Origin of the sequence: Megamonas hypermegale, assembly GCF_900187035.1 — a bacterium.
Taxonomy (GTDB): Bacteria; Bacillota; Negativicutes; order Selenomonadales; family Selenomonadaceae; genus Megamonas; species Megamonas hypermegale.
This window is the reverse complement of sequence record NZ_LT906446.1, coordinates 652,676-671,390: the sequence shown is the minus strand read 5'-3', so window position 1 is coordinate 671,390 and position 18,715 is coordinate 652,676. Positions and strand designations below refer to the sequence as shown.

At 34.1% G+C, this 18,715-nt stretch carries 15 protein-coding genes and 1 CRISPR repeat array; of the genes, 4 read left to right on the top strand and 11 right to left on the bottom strand.

Annotated elements, in window-relative coordinates; genetic code table 11:
- Positions 1–9 precede the first annotated feature (9 nt).
- Positions 10–651, bottom strand: coding sequence for a hypothetical protein (locus tag CKV65_RS03170; protein WP_027889687.1), 642 nt, complete (start codon positions 649–651; stop codon positions 10–12).
- Positions 652–916: 265 nt separating this feature from the next.
- Between CKV65_RS03170 and CKV65_RS03165 the strand changes: the two genes are divergently transcribed.
- Both CKV65_RS03165 and CKV65_RS03160 read left to right on the top strand, forming a co-directional pair.
- Positions 917–2,881, top strand: coding sequence for a sigma-54 interaction domain-containing protein (locus tag CKV65_RS03165; protein ID WP_027889686.1), 1,965 nt, complete (start codon positions 917–919; stop codon positions 2,879–2,881).
- Positions 2,882–2,933: 52 nt separating this feature from the next.
- Positions 2,934–3,962: a DUF362 domain-containing protein gene (locus tag CKV65_RS03160; protein ID WP_027889685.1), complete on the top strand. Its 1,029-nt coding sequence runs from the start codon at positions 2,934–2,936 to the stop codon at positions 3,960–3,962.
- An 88-nt stretch (positions 3,963–4,050) separates the two neighbouring features.
- On the opposite strand, the gene CKV65_RS03155 is transcribed toward CKV65_RS03160, so the two are convergent.
- From CKV65_RS03155 to CKV65_RS03145, 4 genes are all read right to left on the bottom strand, one after another.
- On the bottom strand, positions 4,051–6,306 hold the full coding sequence (locus CKV65_RS03155; protein ID WP_027889684.1) for an alpha-galactosidase: 2,256 nt from the start codon (positions 6,304–6,306) through the stop codon (positions 4,051–4,053).
- A 684-nt stretch (positions 6,307–6,990) separates the two neighbouring features.
- Entirely contained in the window at positions 6,991–7,413 is a 423-nt protein-coding gene (locus CKV65_RS03150) for a DUF2335 domain-containing protein (RefSeq protein ID WP_051177582.1), read from the bottom strand.
- Positions 7,413–7,586 carry a hypothetical protein gene (locus CKV65_RS10765; protein ID WP_155909547.1) on the bottom strand — a complete coding sequence of 58 codons (174 nt, stop codon included), beginning with the start codon at positions 7,584–7,586 and terminating at the stop codon, positions 7,413–7,415. The genes CKV65_RS03150 and CKV65_RS10765 overlap by 1 nt, the downstream gene beginning before the upstream one ends.
- 247 nt (positions 7,587–7,833) lie before the next feature.
- A complete protein-coding gene (locus CKV65_RS03145; RefSeq protein ID WP_027889683.1) occupies positions 7,834–8,034 on the bottom strand; it encodes a hypothetical protein in 201 nt (66 codons plus the stop codon).
- Between the two features lie 267 nt (positions 8,035–8,301).
- Here CKV65_RS03145 and clpB point away from each other — a divergent pair, with 267 nt between their 5' ends.
- Both clpB and CKV65_RS03135 read left to right on the top strand, forming a co-directional pair.
- Entirely contained in the window at positions 8,302–10,890 is a 2,589-nt protein-coding gene (gene clpB / locus CKV65_RS03140; RefSeq protein WP_027889682.1) for an ATP-dependent chaperone ClpB, read from the top strand.
- Between the two features lie 151 nt (positions 10,891–11,041).
- Positions 11,042–11,590, top strand: coding sequence for a flavodoxin family protein (locus CKV65_RS03135; protein ID WP_027889681.1), 549 nt, complete (start codon positions 11,042–11,044; stop codon positions 11,588–11,590).
- 208 nt (positions 11,591–11,798) lie between these two features.
- A CRISPR array of direct repeats spans positions 11,799–12,485; the repeat unit is 30 nt; unit sequence GATAAACCATAACAATTCTTGTACGAATAC.
- A 127-nt stretch (positions 12,486–12,612) separates the two neighbouring features.
- On the opposite strand, the gene cas6 is transcribed toward CKV65_RS03135, so the two are convergent.
- From cas6 to CKV65_RS03105, 6 genes are all read right to left on the bottom strand, one after another.
- Entirely contained in the window at positions 12,613–13,305 is a 693-nt protein-coding gene (cas6, locus tag CKV65_RS03130) for a CRISPR-associated endoribonuclease Cas6 (RefSeq protein WP_027889680.1), read from the bottom strand.
- A gap of 166 nt (positions 13,306–13,471) precedes the next feature.
- A complete protein-coding gene (glyS, locus tag CKV65_RS03125) occupies positions 13,472–15,529 on the bottom strand; it encodes a glycine--tRNA ligase subunit beta (protein ID WP_027889679.1) in 2,058 nt (685 codons plus the stop codon).
- A 1-nt stretch (position 15,530) separates the two neighbouring features.
- The gene (glyQ, locus tag CKV65_RS03120) at positions 15,531–16,409 is read right to left on the bottom strand and encodes a glycine--tRNA ligase subunit alpha (RefSeq protein ID WP_027889678.1); all 879 of its coding nucleotides are present in this window, start codon (positions 16,407–16,409) and stop codon (positions 15,531–15,533) included.
- A gap of 274 nt (positions 16,410–16,683) precedes the next feature.
- Complete coding sequence (locus CKV65_RS03115; RefSeq protein WP_027889677.1) at positions 16,684–17,220, bottom strand: flavin reductase family protein; 537 nt, start codon at positions 17,218–17,220, stop codon at positions 16,684–16,686.
- 77 nt (positions 17,221–17,297) lie between these two features.
- Positions 17,298–18,062 (bottom strand): DNA repair protein RecO, encoded by a 765-nt coding sequence (gene recO / locus CKV65_RS03110; protein WP_027889676.1) that lies wholly within the window; start codon positions 18,060–18,062, stop codon positions 17,298–17,300.
- Positions 18,062–18,706 (bottom strand): DUF502 domain-containing protein, encoded by a 645-nt coding sequence (locus tag CKV65_RS03105; protein WP_027889675.1) that lies wholly within the window; start codon positions 18,704–18,706, stop codon positions 18,062–18,064. The genes recO and CKV65_RS03105 overlap by 1 nt, the downstream gene beginning before the upstream one ends.
- Positions 18,707–18,715 lie beyond the last annotated feature (9 nt).

Here is an 18,715-nt window from a genome sequence, read left to right as displayed (position 1 = left end):
ATCGCCACCTTATTGTCCTAAAAATTTGAAATACAAACGCATTAAATTAGCACCAACTATTTTAAAGACAAAAATAACAAAAATAGGTACAATAATCGGTGCGAGCATAATACTAAATGCCGCTGCTCCAGAAGAAAAATAATTTGTAATAAATGCGCTACCACTTGTTTGATATGCAATGATGATAGAACGTTCTTTATCAGTAATCAAACCATTATCTTTCAATTCTTTAACCATACCAGCTGCAGCATCTGTACTCTGCATATTAGCAATATTGGCAAGAGCAGAAATACCAGGTACACCTAAAAGTGGTTTTAAAAGTGGATTCATGATTTTCTGTGCTGCTTTTAAGCCACCTAAACCATCAATAACATTTACAATGCCAAGTGCTAAGATAACAGCAGGAATGAGTTCTAATGCAAATAAAAATCCATCTTTAGCACCGCTACCGCCAGCCCCTCTAAAGCTCATAGCTTTATCTGTCGGAATTTGACCAAAGCTACCATTTAATACATTGAAATCTAATGCACGTAAAATGCCATCAGATGAGGAAAAAATTCCTGAGAATAACAAAATAGCTAAGATAAATACAACATAACCATACCAAGGAACTTTAATTTTAATGTTATCATTTTTATTCGGTTTTTCCATAATAATCACTCCTCAAAATTATATACACTATATTCATATGCAAATTGCATGCCAATTTTTAAAAAATCGATAAAAAAATTTTCATTTCACCATAAAGAAATAAACAAATGTACTTTTTATTTAAGTATATTAACAATTTACCTTATTAAAATTTATTGTTAAGCTTACAATAAATTCAATAGGATATTTCTGTTTTATTGGTGAATATTATATAAAAATACCATTATTTTCCCATTAAATAAAAAATAATAAGGAAGTGCCACTCATGAAAAAACTCGTTGTAATTTCACTTGGATATAACACAGGTCAAACGATATACCATCAACTATGTAATTTATTCTCTTCTATTTTAGATATAGAATATTATTTTCTTTCTTCACCACCACCACATAATTTCGAAGCTGATTTAATCGTATATTCCAGTAATGCTGCTTATCAAAAGATGCATAAATTAGCAGATAATCATCCTTACATCATTGCTCGCCGTTCAATAAATTATCATGAAATAAATAAATTATTTAAATTACCTCGTTATACAGAAGCACTTTTAGTCAACGATACAAAAGAAAGTGCTGAAGAAACCATTTTATTATTACAAACTTTAGGTATTGACCATATAAATTTATCACCGTATTATCCAGAAATAAAAAATTATCCTAAATTAACTATAGCCATAACACCAGGAGAAATTGAACATGTTCCGCCTTGTGTAAATAAAATCATTGATATTAAAACTCGTCTTGTCGATATAACGTCTCTCATTGAAATTTTGACTTATTTTAATATGCTAGAAAAATTTGCTCATATTTTATCAGCTAAATACATTCAAGATATCATTAAATTGATAAAAACTGGCAATAAATTGCTCACAGATAGCAGTCGAATGAAAGAACGATTTAAGACAGTCATCAATAATGTTCATGATGGTTTAATTGCCATAAATAAAGAAAATAAAGTATCCGTATTTAATCCTATTGCTGAAAAATTATTCAATAAAAAAGCACTCAATGTTATTGGACAACCTATAGAAGAAATTCTAGACAATAAACTATTAGAAACTGTCAACAACCCACGCAAAGAAGGTATTTTAAAATTGCCTTCATATGAAATTCTCATTTCGGAAATGCCACTTTATGCAAAAAATGCCGATAGAGGTCGTTTATATGTATTAAAAGATGTATCAGAAATCCATCGCTTAGAAGAATCTGTACGTCGCCGTTTATATGAAGAACAGAATATCGCTCGCTATAATTTTGCTGATATAATTGGCAATAGTCCCGCTTTAAAAAAAATCTTATCTTTGGCAAAAAAAATGGCAAAAACCGATGCTACTATTTTTATTCAAGGTGAAAGTGGAACAGGCAAAGAATTATTAGCTCAAAGTATCCACAATGCTTCATCTCGCCGAAAAGGACCATTTGTAGCCATTAATTTTGCAGCTTTATCGGAAACACTTCTTGAATCTGAACTTTTCGGTTATGAAGAAGGAGCATTCACAGGCGCAAAACGCGGTGGTTCTGCAGGTTTATTTGAAATAGCACATAAAGGCACGTTATTTTTAGATGAAATCGGTGATGCTCCACTACCTTTTCAAGTAAAATTATTGCGTGTATTGCAAGAAAAACAAGTTCGCCGCGTTGGTGGTTTAAAAGTAATCCCTATAGATGTTCGCATTATCGTTGCTACAAATCATAATTTAAAAGAAGATATTAAACTAAAATTATTTCGCGAAGATTTATATTATAGATTAAATGTTTTACCTTTAAAAATCCCTGCATTAAGAGAACGCCGAGAAGATATTATGCCTCTTTGTTATGCATTTTATAAAAAATATAGACCTCTATCCAATGATGCCAAAATATATTTTAAAAATATACAGCCTTATTTAGAAGCTTATAATTGGCAAGGCAATATTCGTGAATTGCAAAATGTCATTGAATATTTAACGAGTATTTGCCCTGATGATATTCCACAAAGCAGTGATTTACCCGAAGATATAAAAGTACAATTATTCACTGATAAAAGCAATACAATAAATTTAAAAGAAGCTATCTTTTTAGAGATAAAACGCTGTAATCAAAATCATGAACCAGTTGGCCGTCGTTCTTTAGCTAATAAATTCATGCTTTCAGAAAATAAAATTCGTGATATACTTCTCAGTTTAAAAATAGAAAATAAAATTATGATTAGCCCTGGGAAATATGGTTTAAAAGCTATTGACTTAAAGTAAACTCAAAGCAATATAATAAAAATATCTTACAAATGAACTGGAGGTATTTATTATGACAAGTGTTTCTAGACGTGATTTTTTTAAGGTTGCCGGCAGTGCTGTATTAGGTGCAGCAGCTTATAGTATTACAGGTACTATTCCTAAAGCTTCGGCACAAGCTCCTGTCATAGGTAGTACCCAAGTAACTTCTGCCAATACTGTTGGCTCTAAAGCAAAAGTATATTTTACAAAAAATATTGACGCAGACCATTTAATCAAATTATATGATTTAATCAATGAAGGAATTTATGGTAAAGTTGCCATCAAGTTACATACAGGCGAAAAAAATGGCCCAAATATCATTCCTCGTAATATGGCAAAAGCCTTTTGGCAACACATTCCAAACAGCAATATAGTAGAAACAAATACTCTTTACAAAGGAGATAGATATACTACAGAAGGTCATCGCGAAACACTTAAAGTAAACGGATGGACATTTTGCCCTGTAGATATCATGGATGAAAATGGCACCGTTATGCTGCCTGTTCGTGGTGGCAAACATTTTAAAGAAGTTTCTATGGGTAAAAACATTGTAAATTATGATTCAATGGTCGTTTTAACTCATTTTAAAGGTCATGCCATGGGTGGATACGGTGGCTCTATGAAAAATATCGCCATTGGTTGCGCTGATGGTCGCATAGGTAAAAGCATGGTACACGGTGTTCCTATTGATAATCAGCCAGCTGATTGGGGCGTATGGCCAGGCAAAGAAACATTGATGGAAAATATGGCTGAATCTGCCAAAGCTACCATTGATTATTTCGGCAAACATATCGTATTTTTAAATGTAATGCGCCGTATGTCAGTTGATTGTGACTGTGCCGGAACAGCTGCTGCTGAACCAACAATTCCAGATATTGGCATCTTAGCTTCTACAGACCTTTTAGCGATTGACCAAGCTTCTATTGACCTTGTCTACGCTTCACCAAATAATGCAGATTTAGTAGAACGCATTGAAAGTCGCCATGGCTTACATCAACTCACAGCTATGCGCGATTTAAAAATGGGTAATGATAAATATGAACTCATTACCATTGATTAAATAGATAACCCCTTTTTCCTTTAAAACTAATAAATACAAAAAAAGAACCTCTGATAATTATCAAAGGTTCTTTTTTATGGATTAATGATTAATCAACTTTTTTAAAGTGCCAAATGAATGCGCCGTAATCGCCTTGGATTGCATCAGTAATCATACCTGCATACATATCTTTAGCATCGTCTGTTGCTTTTGGAGCAGATGTAATTGCATATGGTACATTAATACCAACTTGCATTAATTCATCACCGCCATAAACTTCGCCGGTGCGCATATCTTTGTATTTTGCGTCTGCGTCTAAGCCAGTAGCATAAACTGTTGCAAAAGCGCAGTTTGGTTCAGCCATTTTGCGGAAGAAGCTTACAATTGCTTCAGATTTATCTTTAGCAACAAAGCTCCAAGCACATGTATTGCTGCCAAATGGGCTCTGTAAACGATAGAAATCGCCAAACTGAATAAGTTCTCTAACTTCTTTATAGAAAGCAACTTGAGATTTTGCCTGCATTTTTTCAATTTCAGTGAGTTTTGTTAAATCGAGTTCATAACCAAAGTTACCACTCATTGCACAAATACCACGAGTAGCAAATGGTGTTATACGATGTACTTGATGGTTTGGTACTGCGGAAACATGGCAACCCATGGATACTGATGGATAAACCATAGAAGTACCATACTGGATAGCAAGACGTTCCATAGCATCAGTATCATCACTTGTCCAAGTCTGTGGCATGTAGTATAAGATACCTGGGTCAAAACGACCGCCACCACCAGAGCAGCTTTCAAATAAAATTTTAGGGAATCTTGAAGTGATTTCATCCATGATGCGATATAAACCGAGCATATAACGATGAGCTACTTCACGCTGATTTTCTGGTGGAAGTGTAGCAGAACCGATTTCTGTCATATTGCGGTTCATATCCCATTTTACATATTCGATATTTGCACTGGATAATACACTTGAAACAGATTCAATTACATAATCACAAACTTCTTTGCGGGAAAGGTCTAAAATCAGTTGACGGCGAGCAGTGGAACGAGTACGGCCTTCGATATGCAAGCACCAATCAGGATGTGCTTCATATAATTTACTGATAGGACAAACCATTTCTGGTTCAAACCATAAGCCGAATTTAAGTCCCATAGCATTTACTTCATCAACGAGTTTTTTCAAGCCACCATGAATTTTATTTTCATTGACAACCCAATCACCGAGTGAACGGTCATCATTATTTCTTTCACCAAACCAGCCATCATCAAGTACGAACAATTCAATACCGAATTCACTTGCCTGTTTAGCAATTGCTTTGATTTTAACTTCATCAAAATCAAAATATGTTGCTTCCCAGTTATTAATGAGAACTGGACGTACTTTATCACGCCAATAACCACGCATTAAACGTTTGCCGTAGAAATTCTGATAAATATGGCTCATGCCTGTTAAACCTTCACCAGAATATACGAGTACAGCTTCTGGAGCTTGGAAGCTTTCACCAGCTTTTAATTGCCATGTGAAATCAAATGGATTGATACCAATTTGCAATCTGCTATTGTTATACATATCAACTTCTGTATTAGCTAAGAAGTTACCGCTATAAATAAGACTTACAGCATAAGCATCGCCTGTATTTTCTGTAGTTTCTGGGCGAACAAGTGCCATAAATGGATTTTGAGCATGGCTACTAGCACCTCTGCGACTTTCTACACATTGACCACCAGATCTAAGTGGTGTACGAATGATATGACGTTCTCTTGCCCAAGAACCAGAAAGCTGTATCATTTCAAAATTGCCATCTTTGAAATCAACGTTAGCACTTAAAACACGCTGTATTTTTACAGTATCATCGCTCTTATTAACAACTTTTACACTGCGAGCGATAGCATCGAATTTATCGAATACACTGTAAGAAAGAACAACTTCTACATTTTTTACTTTATCAAGTAAAGTAATTTCTAAAGTCTGAGCTTCATCTTCGCTTTCAACATATGTTGCTGGGAGACCTTCAAGTTTTGGTTTACCTGCTGTAATTTTATGACTCAAATATCTAAAATCAGTTGCACTTGTTCCGTCGCCATATACTAATTCAATAGCAGGACTACGTAAATCTGTAGAACCATAACCAGGATATTCTTGTGCTAAAGCTTCCAAATGAAATTCTTGAATATTATCTGTATTTGCTACGAAGCTGAAGAAATCACGACGGCGAACAGCATAATCAAGATTATTTGTATGCAATGATTTTCCCCAGTAAACATGTATCAAATGGCCACTATCCAAAACTTTCATAACATAGCTTGTTTTTGCCGTTTTTAAATGAAAAGTTTTTGCCTGTTCATTAAATAAAATCATTATTTTACCTCCCCATTAATATAACAAATTTGCAAATTCTAAGAGTTTTACAAAATCTCTACTGTGTTGCAAACGTTTTCCAAATTTATATACATTATAATATTTATACTATTTAAAATCAATAAACAATGTTTTTTAAAATTGTATTTATGTTGCACAAATACCCTTTAAAAATTTTATCTGCATAAACATAAAAAAGCTGTATATTCCACTTAATATAACTATTTTTTTAATTTACTTCTGAAGCAATTTGACTTAAACTATAATTGAAAATTGACAACAAAACACAAAAAAATATATTGTCAAGGAGTGATTTTTATGAAGTATTGCCCAAATTGCCAGCAAATGGTCGAGCCAACCAAAAAAGTATCTTGGTTTCCACTGATTTTACTATCATTCATAACGGGCGGTTCATGGCTCATCATCTACGCTATATATTACTTTATATTTAAATCATCGGAATGTCCTATGTGCGGTGCTAAAAATTTAAAGAAAAGATAATTCCTATCCAAAAAAATCATCTAGTGCAATATAAATAAAAAATCTATTTATAAATTTATCTAAATTGCACTAGATATCTTCTATAAAACATTTTTATACATAACAAACACTGAGAATTTATCAAATTCAAAATAACAACATACCAGAAATAAAAAACACTCACTAAATAAGTGAGTGCTTAATTTATTTATTTCGTTGATTTTTTGAATTAGTAGTAGGTTTCCCAACCCTTACATTAAATGTTCGAATTATCCAAACTATAAAAACAAGACCACCAACTCCTGCAAAAGTCATATTTCCTAGATAAAGTGCAAAAAATATTATTGCCATCAAGCATAAAGTTAAAATAAAAGCCATCCATTGTCCGCGAATATCACGCTCTATTGCATACTTTTGAGCTTGTTCCTCTCCTTTTCGATAATGTTCCGAATTCTTTTCAAACTCTTTCATTATGCGTTCAGGAAAGCTAGGATCAATGTTTTTATAACCTTCCATAATAGACGGTAAAGGTAATGGTCCTTGATAAATTCCAGCATGAAGTTCAGTATTTTTTTGTTGAAGTTCTACTTGTGTATGATTACTATTTGGAATATTTTTCTTAGCCATTAATATTTACCACCAATTTTAACCATTGCTTCTTTTAATCTATTTCCTGTAATTTGCCATGCTTTTTTAGAAATATCTTTTGATATATAGCTATTGTAATCTGTATCTGGTGTAATTAAAAATGAAGAAAAGCCTTGTTTTATCATTAGATACATCTCTTGTATTTTTAACATGATAAACAACCACCTTTTTAATATATAAAATTTTTTATATCTAATAAACACTGCTACAATGTAGCAGTATCTTAGTTCAATTTTATTATACTTGGTTACCAATATCAAGAAAAATTGTGTCTGCAAGCACACGAAAGAATTTATTTTACTATAATATATGTTCTTATACACTCAAATCAATACAAAATTTGCGATTTTATTTTTATATTTTAATTAATATAATAGGAGCTAAAATTTTTTTATTTTATCATTTCTGTATAATATGCCATTCACCATTAATTTTTATCAGTTCATCATCATAAAATTTCCTATAACTTTCAATAGCTTTTCTAGGTGCTCTATCCGTTAATTTATAACAAAAATTTTCTTCATCGAAATAATACCACTTTTTATTTTTCATAAAATATGGTTTTAATGTATCATTCGTCATCATTTCATCAGATATCATTGATATTTACTCCTTTTGTTTTAATATCATAAATAATTTCTCATATCCCATTTAAGATACTCATTACAATATATTTTATTACATTTAATATAACTTTTTTAATTCCACTATATAAATAAAAATAAAATGTCAAAAAGTCAAAAATTTTTATTGACAATTTGACCTTTTGACTTTATAATGAGTTTAGTAAACAAAAACAAAGAGTTTACTATTACTTCTGACCATAATTTTATTAGAATATAATCATCATGATTGGAGGAATTCTTCATGGGTGAAGAAAAATATACACAAAAAGTTCTTGAAGCTATGCAATCTGCTCAGCAGGAAGCTGCGCTTCGCTATCATCAAGAAATAACGTCAGCTCATGTTTTAGCTGCTCTCATAAAAGAACCGGAAGGTTTACTTGCTACTATTTTCAGTGAATGTAGAGTCGATTTGCCAATGCTTAAGGCAAAACTTGAACAAATGCTCAAAAAAATTCCGAGCGTTAAAGGTCAAAGTCGTCTTGGCATGAGTACTGAAATGGTACGTGTTCTCGGTCGTGCTGCAAAACTCGCCGAAGATATGAAAGATGAATATATCAGCACAGAACATTTACTCTTAGCTATCGTCAGCGATAGTGATGATGAAATGCAATCACTTTGCCGTGAATTCAATTTACATCAAAATAAAATCATGTCTGTTATTAAATCAGAACGTAAACAAAATGTAAACAGTGATAACCCTGAAAGTGGTTATAAATCATTGGAAAAATACGGCCGTGATTTAACTGCTATGGCAAGAGTTGGCAAACTCGACCCAGTTATCGGTCGTGATGAAGAAATTCGTCGTACAGTCGAAATTCTTTCACGTCGTACTAAAAACAACCCAGTATTAATCGGTGAACCTGGTGTCGGCAAAACAGCCATTGTCGAAGGTCTTGCTCGTCGTATTGTCGCTGGTGATGTACCTGAATCTCTTAAAAATAAAACTCTCTATTCCCTCGATATGGGCTCATTAATCGCTGGTGCTAAATACCGTGGTGAATTTGAAGAAAGATTGAAATCCGTACTCAATGAAATCGCTAAATCCGATGGACAAATTTTATTATTCATCGATGAAATCCATACAGTTGTCGGTGCTGGCGCTGCTGAAGGTGCTATGGACGCAGGCAACCTCTTAAAACCAATGCTTGCTCGTGGCGAATTGCGCTGCATTGGTGCAACAACTTTAAATGAATATCGTAAATATATCGAAAAAGATACTGCTCTTGAACGTCGTTTCCAACCTGTAATGGTTGACCAGCCTACTGTAGAAGATACTATCTCCATTTTACGTGGCTTGAAAGAACGTTATGAAGTTCATCATGGTGTAAGAATTCGTGATAATGCACTCGTATCCGCTGCCGTTTTATCCGATAGATATATTTCTGACCGTTTCTTACCAGATAAAGCAATCGACCTTGTCGATGAAGCAGCCGCTAAATTGCGTACAGAAATCGAATCCATGCCAGAACCAATTGAAAAATTACGTCGTAAAATCATGCAACTTCAAATTGAAGAAGAAGCTTTGAACAAGGAAACAGATGCAGCATCTAAAGAAAAATTAGATAAATTAATTGAAGAAAAAAATAAATTACAAGTTGAAGAAAATACTTTGATGGATAAATGGAACAAAGAAAAACAAGGTATCGTTCGTGTTCGTGCCATCAAGAAAGAAATGGATTCAGCTAATACAGAAATGGAAAAAGCTCAGCGCAACGGCGATTATGCTAAAGCTTCTGAAATCAAATACGGCAAAATTCCACAATTGCAAAAAGAACTCTCTGAAATGGAAAAAGCCGTTCAAGATGATGAAGGCAATCGCTTATTAAAAGAAGAAGTTTCCGAAGAAGATATCGCTCAAGTTGTCAGCCGTTGGACTGGTATTCCTGTTACTAAAATGCTCCAAGGCGAACGCGATAAACTCGTTCATCTCGAAGATGTATTACATGAACGTGTAGTCGGACAAGATGAAGCAGTAAAAGCAGTAAGTGAAGCAATTATCCGTGCTCGTGCTGGTATTAAAGACCCTAACCGTCCAATCGGTTCATTCATCTTCCTTGGCCCAACTGGTGTCGGCAAAACAGAACTTGCTAAAACACTTGCTGAAAGCTTGTTTGATGATGAACGTAGCATGATTCGTATTGATATGAGCGAATATATGGAAAAACACTCCGTTGCTCGTTTAATCGGTGCGCCTCCAGGATACGTTGGATATGATGAAGGCGGTCAGCTTACTGAAGCCGTTCGTCGTCGTCCATACAGTGTAATCTTGCTTGATGAAATCGAAAAAGCACATCGTGATGTATTTAACGTATTGTTGCAAATTCTCGATGATGGTCGTCTTACTGATGGTAAAGGCCGTGTCGTAAACTTCAAAAATACAGTTATCATCATGACTTCTAACCTCGGTAGCCATGAAATTTTAAATCAGAGCGATTTTGCTACAGCTCAAAAACTTGTAAAAGACATCTTGAAAGATTATTTCCGTCCAGAATTCTTAAACCGTGTCGATGATATAATCGTATTCAAAGCTCTCGATAAACAACAAGTTAAACAAATCGCTTCTATCATGCTCAATAACCTCAACAAACGCTTACAACGTCAAATCAACATTTCACTTTCTTGGTCTGATGAAGCTCTTGATAAATTGGCAAATGAAGGCTTTGACCCTAACTTCGGTGCTCGTCCACTTCGTAGATTGCTTTCCCATACTGTTGAAACTGAACTCAGTAAGGAAATCATCAAAGGCAATGTCAAAGATGGCGATACTGTAGATATTGATGTAAGCGGTGATGATTTCACATTTAATCCAATCCGCAAAATGGAAGATTAATATATAAATATAAAACCCCTGTTATTTTATATAGCAGGGGTTTTTGTTGTAAAAACAACGGAAATTAAATTAAAAATAAGATATAATTTATTCATTGCATTAAATGATATAGTATAATCTGCTCTAAAAGAATTAGAAAGAAGGAATATTTTTGCATAAATGGTTAATCGTTTATTCCAGCCTAACTGGCAACACAAAACAAATCGCTGAAGCTATGTATACTACATTTACTAATGGTGAAGCGGATATTTTTTCTATCAAAGAAATAGATAAAATAAATCTCGATGATTATGATTATATCGCTGTGGGTTATTGGTTGACTCGTGGTGCACCTGATAAAACTGTTCAAGAATTTTTGACTACAATCAAGCATAAAACAGTCATGTTATTTCAGACTCATGGCACAGAACCTGGCAGTGAACACGCTGTAACAGCATTTGCCCGTGCTGCTTATAAATTAGGCGAAGATTGTACTATACTAGGAACATTTTCCAGCCAAGGCAAGATAAATCCTGCGCTATTAGCTCGCCGTCAAAATAATACTGATAAAAATGACCCTCATGCAGCTACAGAACGCAATAAAAAACGCTGGGAAAGTGCAGCAAAACACCCCGATGAAAATGACATTCAAAGAGCGAAAGATTTTATCGCCGCTATGAAACATAAATTAGCATTAAGAGAAAAATATCTTAATAAATAAATCCCCAAAAGGCTGAATGATTACATTCAGTCTTTTATATTTACCAGCCCAAAAAATTGTAAATATTTTAAAACCCTTTATTTATAAGCTTTTATCACGCTTTTTTATAAAAACAGAAAAAATCTTCATCACTTGGTAAAAATCAGCAAAACCTTGTCAAATAAATAAATTTAAGCTATACTAAATATACAAACCTTGATTTTACAAGGATAAACCATAACAAAATTTGTACGAATACGTTTCCATTTGCGAATAAACCTGGTATCCTTTTCTATGATAAACCATAACAAAATTTGTACGAATACAATTAACCCCCCAGTTTTTTGATTTTTTTGATAAGATAAACCATAACAAAATTTGTACGAATACTAAACTGTATATAACACATATTTTTCCTGAATATAAGATAAACCATAACAAAATTTGTACGAATACTGTAAATGAGATGATTTATAATCTTCAGGGTAGCTAGATAAACCATAACAATTCTTGTACGAATACCCGCCAAATAAAAACGGGAGATGTTAAATGCAACATGATAAACCATAACAATTCTTGTACGAATACGTATTTAGTTCTGTTAAAAACTTTTTAAAATTATCTGATAAACCATAACAATTCTTGTACGAATACTTAAAAAACTTATTAGCACTTATTTTGTTAATCAATGATAAACCATAACAATTCTTGTACGAATACTTTGCATGACTTGGGAAAATCTTGGGTTATTTCCATGATAAACCATAACAATTCTTGTACGAATACGTAGATCCAAAAACAAATGTAGAACCAAATACAAGATAAACCATAACAATTCTTGTACGAATACCATGGTCATGTCTTTTTCCAAATTTATGGGCAACCAGATAAACCATAACAATTCTTGTACGAATACTATATTTGAAGTTGATACAACGCTTCAACACTAAAAGATAAACCCTAACAATTTTTGCAAATAACTAAAAAAGGCATAAAAAAACAGCATGAAATTCATGCTGCTTTTTTATTTTCATTATTTATTTTTATAACCAGCGATAATTTACAAAACCTGCTCCGCGGGAGTTCATTTCTCCTAAGCCTGTGCCTAATGACATATATGCCATCTTTTGCGCTATTTCATTATCCGCAACGCTTAGACGAATTTTATCACCTAATAATTTTACATTTTTATATTCTATCGAAATAGGAACTTTATTCAAAAACTCCATTGTTGTATATAATTGAAAATTTTCATCTATATTATCATTATTGAACGAATTCCATTTATTGGCTAGATTTATGCGTATGCGCCTTGCAAATTCTTCTTCACTCATCACACTTCGCCAATATCCTCTTTCATCTTTTACAATGAGCGGTGTTAAAGTATAGATGAATTCAATTATTTTCTTTGGCAGAATTCTAAAATCCACATTTAAACCTTTTATATATCTTGTATATGTATTTACACAAATTTGTTGAAAAAAATCCGCCATATTTTTATCTATCGTACGAATAGTCAAAGTGTAGATATTGCCTTTTTTATAAATCTTATCCGCTTCTACAGGATATAATAAATCGTAGCAATAATTTTTATACGTATTTACTTCATGCAAAACAGATAACTCACGCTTTTTTAAAAAAGCTCTATCGATAAAATCCGTAATTCTTGTCTGCACGCTATTTACTGGAATATCCTCCAATAAATACACTTTCATTCTTATTTGGTATACTTCCATATTCTTCCCCTTTATTTCCTTCTCTTTATATAAAATTATATTACACATATTATATTACTACAAAAATTTCTAAATATGTGTTTTTTATATTATCCTTATATTTAAATTTATAGTACAAAAAACCCTTTAACAGATTTTCTCTGCTAAAGGGCTTTTTGCTTTATTATTACAATACAATTTTGCTGAAGTCAGCGATTGTTTTAACGAGGTTATCGATATTTTTCAAGAGAGCAAGACGATTGTTTTTAATCTGTTCATCTTTATCCATAACCATTACATTATCGAAGAAATTGTTGATTGGTGCAGTGAGTGCCTGCATTTCTTCAATAGCTTTTACATAATCCACTTTAACGATAGCATCATGTACTTTGCTTTCAACTGTACCGTATGTTTCATATAAAGCTTTTTCTTCATCGAGTATGAATAATGCTGGATTTATTGTAGTGTTTTCTGCTTTTTTGCTGATATTGTTTACACGAACAAAAGCTTGAATTGCATCGTTGAGTTTGCCAGAGCTGATTTCTTCTGCTGTTGCGCAAGCTTTAGCATAAGCATCAGCAATGCTGCCTACATGTCTTAAAACTGCATCAATGATATCATAGCGAATGTTATTTTCGCTGAGGATATTTTTCAAGCGGAGCATGAAGAAGTCTTCCAAGTTTTTCTGGATTTCAGCGCGTTTAGCTTCATCTGTGATATTGAGTAAATCCATAGCTTTGTCTGCAACTTCATATAAAGGAATTTTATAATCAGCTTCAATCATTGTATAAACGATACCGAGAGCTTGACGGCGTAATGCAAATGGGTCTTGAGAGCCTGTAGGCACGAGTCCGCGGCTGAATGTAGCCACGATATTATCCATTTTATCTGCGAGAGAAACGAGTCTGCCTGCTGTTGTTGATGGTTCAACATCACCTGCAAAACGTGGCATATAATGTTCATAAATTGCTGTTGCTACTGCTGGATTTTCACCATCTAAGAGTGCATATTCACGTCCCATAATACCTTGAAGTTCTGTGAATTCGCATACCATAGCTGTTACAAGGTCAGCTTTAGCAAGTTTTGCAGCGCGTTTAGCTACAGCGATATCAACATCATTTGCGCCTGTTTTTTCACCGATGAAAGCAGCGAGTTCTTCCAAGCGATTTGCTTTATCGTAAATAGTTCCCAAACCTTCTTGGAATACTACAGTTTTCAATTTTTCTACATAATCTTCTAATTTATGTTTTCTATCTTCATCAAAGAAGAATTGCGCATCAGCAAGTCTAGCACGAAGTACACGTTCATTACCATGCTGTACTGTTTTGAGGCAATAATCGCCGCCATTTCTTACAGTTATGAACAATGGCAATAAGTTATTGTTGTCATCGAGTACAGGGAAATAACGCTGATGGTCGCGCATTGGAGTGATTACAGCTTCTTTTGGTAATTTAAGGTATTTGTCTTCAAAGCTACCGCAAAGTGCTGTAGGATATTCAACGAGATAAGTTACTTCTTCTAATAAATCTTCTGTGATTTCAGCATGACCATTGTGCTGAGCTGCGAGTTTTTCAATCTGTTCTTTAATCATATCGCGGCGTCTGTTCTGGTCAACGATAATAGAAGCTTTTTCGCAATCTGCAACGTAATCGCTTGCTTTAGCGATAGTGAAATCGCCATCACTTAAGAAACGATGACCACGGGATACTCTGCCAGATTTTACATTTGCAACAGTAAATTCCATAACATCAGTATCGAAAAGTGCTACAATCCAGCGAAGTGGACGAACAAAACGGAAATCTAAATCCCCCCAACGCATATTTTTAGGGAATGTGAGGTTTTCGATAAGATTTTTTAATAATTCTGGTAAAAGCTGTGCAGTGTCTTTGCCTTCTTCTTTGCTTACTGCATAAACATAGCCGTCTTTTACAACTAAGTCTTTAACATCTATTTTTTTGCCACGAGCAAAGCCCATAGCTGCTTTTGTTGGATTGCCATCAGCATCAAATGCAATAGCAACAGAAGGGCCTTTGTATTCGCTTGAAGCACCAGTTTGTTTTTCTGCTAAATTTTTAACGAGTAAAGCAGTTCTTCTAGGTGTGCCAAGTGTTGTTATATCTTCAAATTCAAGACGCATTTCTTTAAATTTTGCGTCTGCTTTTTCTTTTAATTGAGCTAAAATTCCTGGCATAAAATGAGCAGGAACTTCTTCTGTACCAATTTCTAATAATAAATCTTTAGCCATATTATTTAGCTCCTTTCTTTAAGAGAGGATAGCCTAATTCTTCACGCTGTTTTAAATAGCATTGAGCACATAAACGAGCGAGGTTGCGCACGCGAGAAATGAATGCAGTACGTTCAGATACGCTGATAGCTCCGCGTGAATCAAGCAAATTGAAAGTATGTGAACATTTAAGCACATAATCGTATGCAGGGTGAACATAACCGAGTTCAATTACACGGATTGCTTCACGTTCATATTTATCGAATAAATCGAATAAAAGTGTTGTATCTGCTAATTCAAAGTTATATGTGGATTGTTCAAATTCGTTTTGATGGAACACATCACCATAAGTATATGTGCCATTCCAATCTATATCATAAACATTTTCTTTTTCTTGAATGTACATTGCAATACGTTCAAGACCATAAGTGATTTCAGAAGAAACAGGTTTTACATCAACACCGCCAACTTGTTGGAAATAAGTGAACTGTGTGATTTCCATGCCATCGAGCCAAACTTCCCAACCAAGACCCCAAGCACCGAGTGTAGGAGATTCCCAGTTATCTTCAACGAAACGAATGTCATGTTCTTTTTCGTTGATGCCGAGTTTAGCAAGGCTCTGTAAATAAAGTTCTTGAATGTTATCAGGAGATGGTTTCATGATAACTTGGAATTGATGATGTTGGAATAAACGGTTTGGATTTTCACCATAACGACCATCAGCTGGGCGGCGAGATGGTTCTACATAAGCAACATGCCAAGGTTCAGGGCCAAGTACACGCAAAAATGTAGATGGGTTCATTGTGCCTGCACCTTTTTCCACATCATAAGGCTGTGCTAAAATACAGCCCTGTTCAGACCAGAATTTCTGCAAAGTCAGGATAATTTCCTGAAATGTCATAAGAATGCCTCCTTAATTCATGGGCGATAAAATAAAAAAACTCGCCCATGTAACAACTATACTGTTACAGGGACGAGATTATACCCGCGGTTCCACCCTGATTGACTTGAAAAATCAAGCCCTCTTTAGAATGTATTATTATCTTAAAGCTCCCCGGTGCCATTCACTTTCATGCAGTCTCACACCCTCACTGCTCGCTGATGGATAAAGCTACTTCTCCGGTTCATCACTGTATAAAACAGTCTAGCAAAAGTAAACTATATTGTCAATAAATTTATTCTATGATATATGCGCTCACAATTTCGCCATAATAAGCGATATGGCTATCTTTATTGCTACCAGAAAAAGAGCTATCTACATCTTGCGGATAATGGATTTTGCATAATTCTTCGGAAAGTGCTTTCATATCCTGTTTTTGTTTATAAATAACTTTACATTCTAGTGTAAGTGGCAATTCCGCTATCGCTGGTACGGAAATTTTTTCGCCTTCTTCTAAAGTCAAATTCAAATCAGCAATTTTATCTGTATCTTTTCCACTATGCGTTCCACAATAGCCAAGTATTTTTTTATCAAATGGTTTAAATGGAATGTTCACTGTAAATTCTCCATTTTCATCTAATTGAAAGCGCGTAAAACGATTTTCACGCACAAAAGCGATGAATATAGGTTTTCTCCATTCAATGCCAAGAGTGCCCCAGCCGATTGCCATTGTATTTACTTTGCCATGAGCTTTTGTCGTAAGCAATACCCCCTTAGGAATTGCCTGCAATATTTCTTTTGCATAATCAAAAACATCAACATATTTTTTCATTTTAAAACCTTCTCTTTCGATTTAATCAATTTATAAAAAAGCAGCCAATCATAAAATAAATGGATTGACTGCTAATTTTATCTTTTTATATTTCTTGCCATATTATTTAATTGAGTTACTTGCTTTATAAAAGCCAGCGATTTAAATGGCTTGCCGATTAATCCTTGAATGTAATTGAGCAAGATTTGCTCTGCCGCAACTAAATCTGCGCCTTTGACTTGGAATTTAGGGGGATTGTCCCAATCGAGCAATAACATATTTGTGATAAACGCTCGCAGTGAAGCGGAAAAATTATGCGCTTTATGACCACTACATTCATCACATAATACACCTCCTTGTTGCGGATTGAAATACGCATCACCCGTGATTTTTGTTCCGCAAAGGGTGCATTTATCATAATGTAGCTGACAACCTGTGTACTCAAAAATTTGATAAGCACTAGCAACAGCACAAATTCGCGGATTATTCTTCGTAAGGCATGGTAATATCTTTAAAAGCGTTTGATAAATCTCTGCCTGTGGTTCATCTTCACTGCAAAGTTCTTTGGCAAATTCAGCGATAAATGAGCCGTATGCCATAGCGGTTAAATCTTCATATAAGCCAGCAAAAAATCCCTTGTGTTCGCATTGGCGAATTGTATCCATTCGTTCACCGCGCGAAAGCTGTACATCAAGCCAAGAAAAAAGCTGCATAGATGAAGCGAGTGGACTTTTAGGACGACGGCAACCGTAAGCCGCCGCCGTTATCTTGCCATATTCAGGTGAAAGCAATGTAACTATCTTATCAGCATTACCCCAATTTTTAACACCGATGACTAATACTTCCGTTGTGTACAGTGCCACTATTTTTTATTTGCATTTTGCTGAGCAGACATTTCTTGAATTTTAGCTAAATCCTTCTTTATATCTGCCCCTGGCATAACACCGCCAGCAGTTAAAATATACTGAAAAGCATCTTCTACGGAAATATCAGTAAATATTATATCTTTTTTCGGTATAAACACATTAAAACCAGAAGTCATATTTAAACTCCATGGCAAAAATACCGATTCATATTCTTCGTCTTTGCTAAGATATGGCGCTATAACTTTTGATGGTTTCGGCATTAAAAAACCAATTGTTTTCATACCAGGGCTTGGATACGGGATTAATACAACTTGACTGAACATTGTTTTTGATTCAAACAACATAGTTGAAACCCGTTTAACACTGCTATAAATAAATTTTACAACAGGGATTTTATCAACAATGCTTTCAAAATAATTGATGATTTTTTCTGAAGCCCATGTACAAGTAGAAGTTATCCAGCCTGCCACTAAAATTACAACAAGTAACAGCGCTATGCCTGCCCCTGGAAATTTTAAAGGAATGTAACTTTCTACAAGTCCTTCAATTATAGAAAAAATCGTTGCGATAACTATATAAGTGATGGCAATAGGCACTAAAACAATAAGCCCATTAATAAAATAATGTGATAATCTATTCATTTTCTTTAT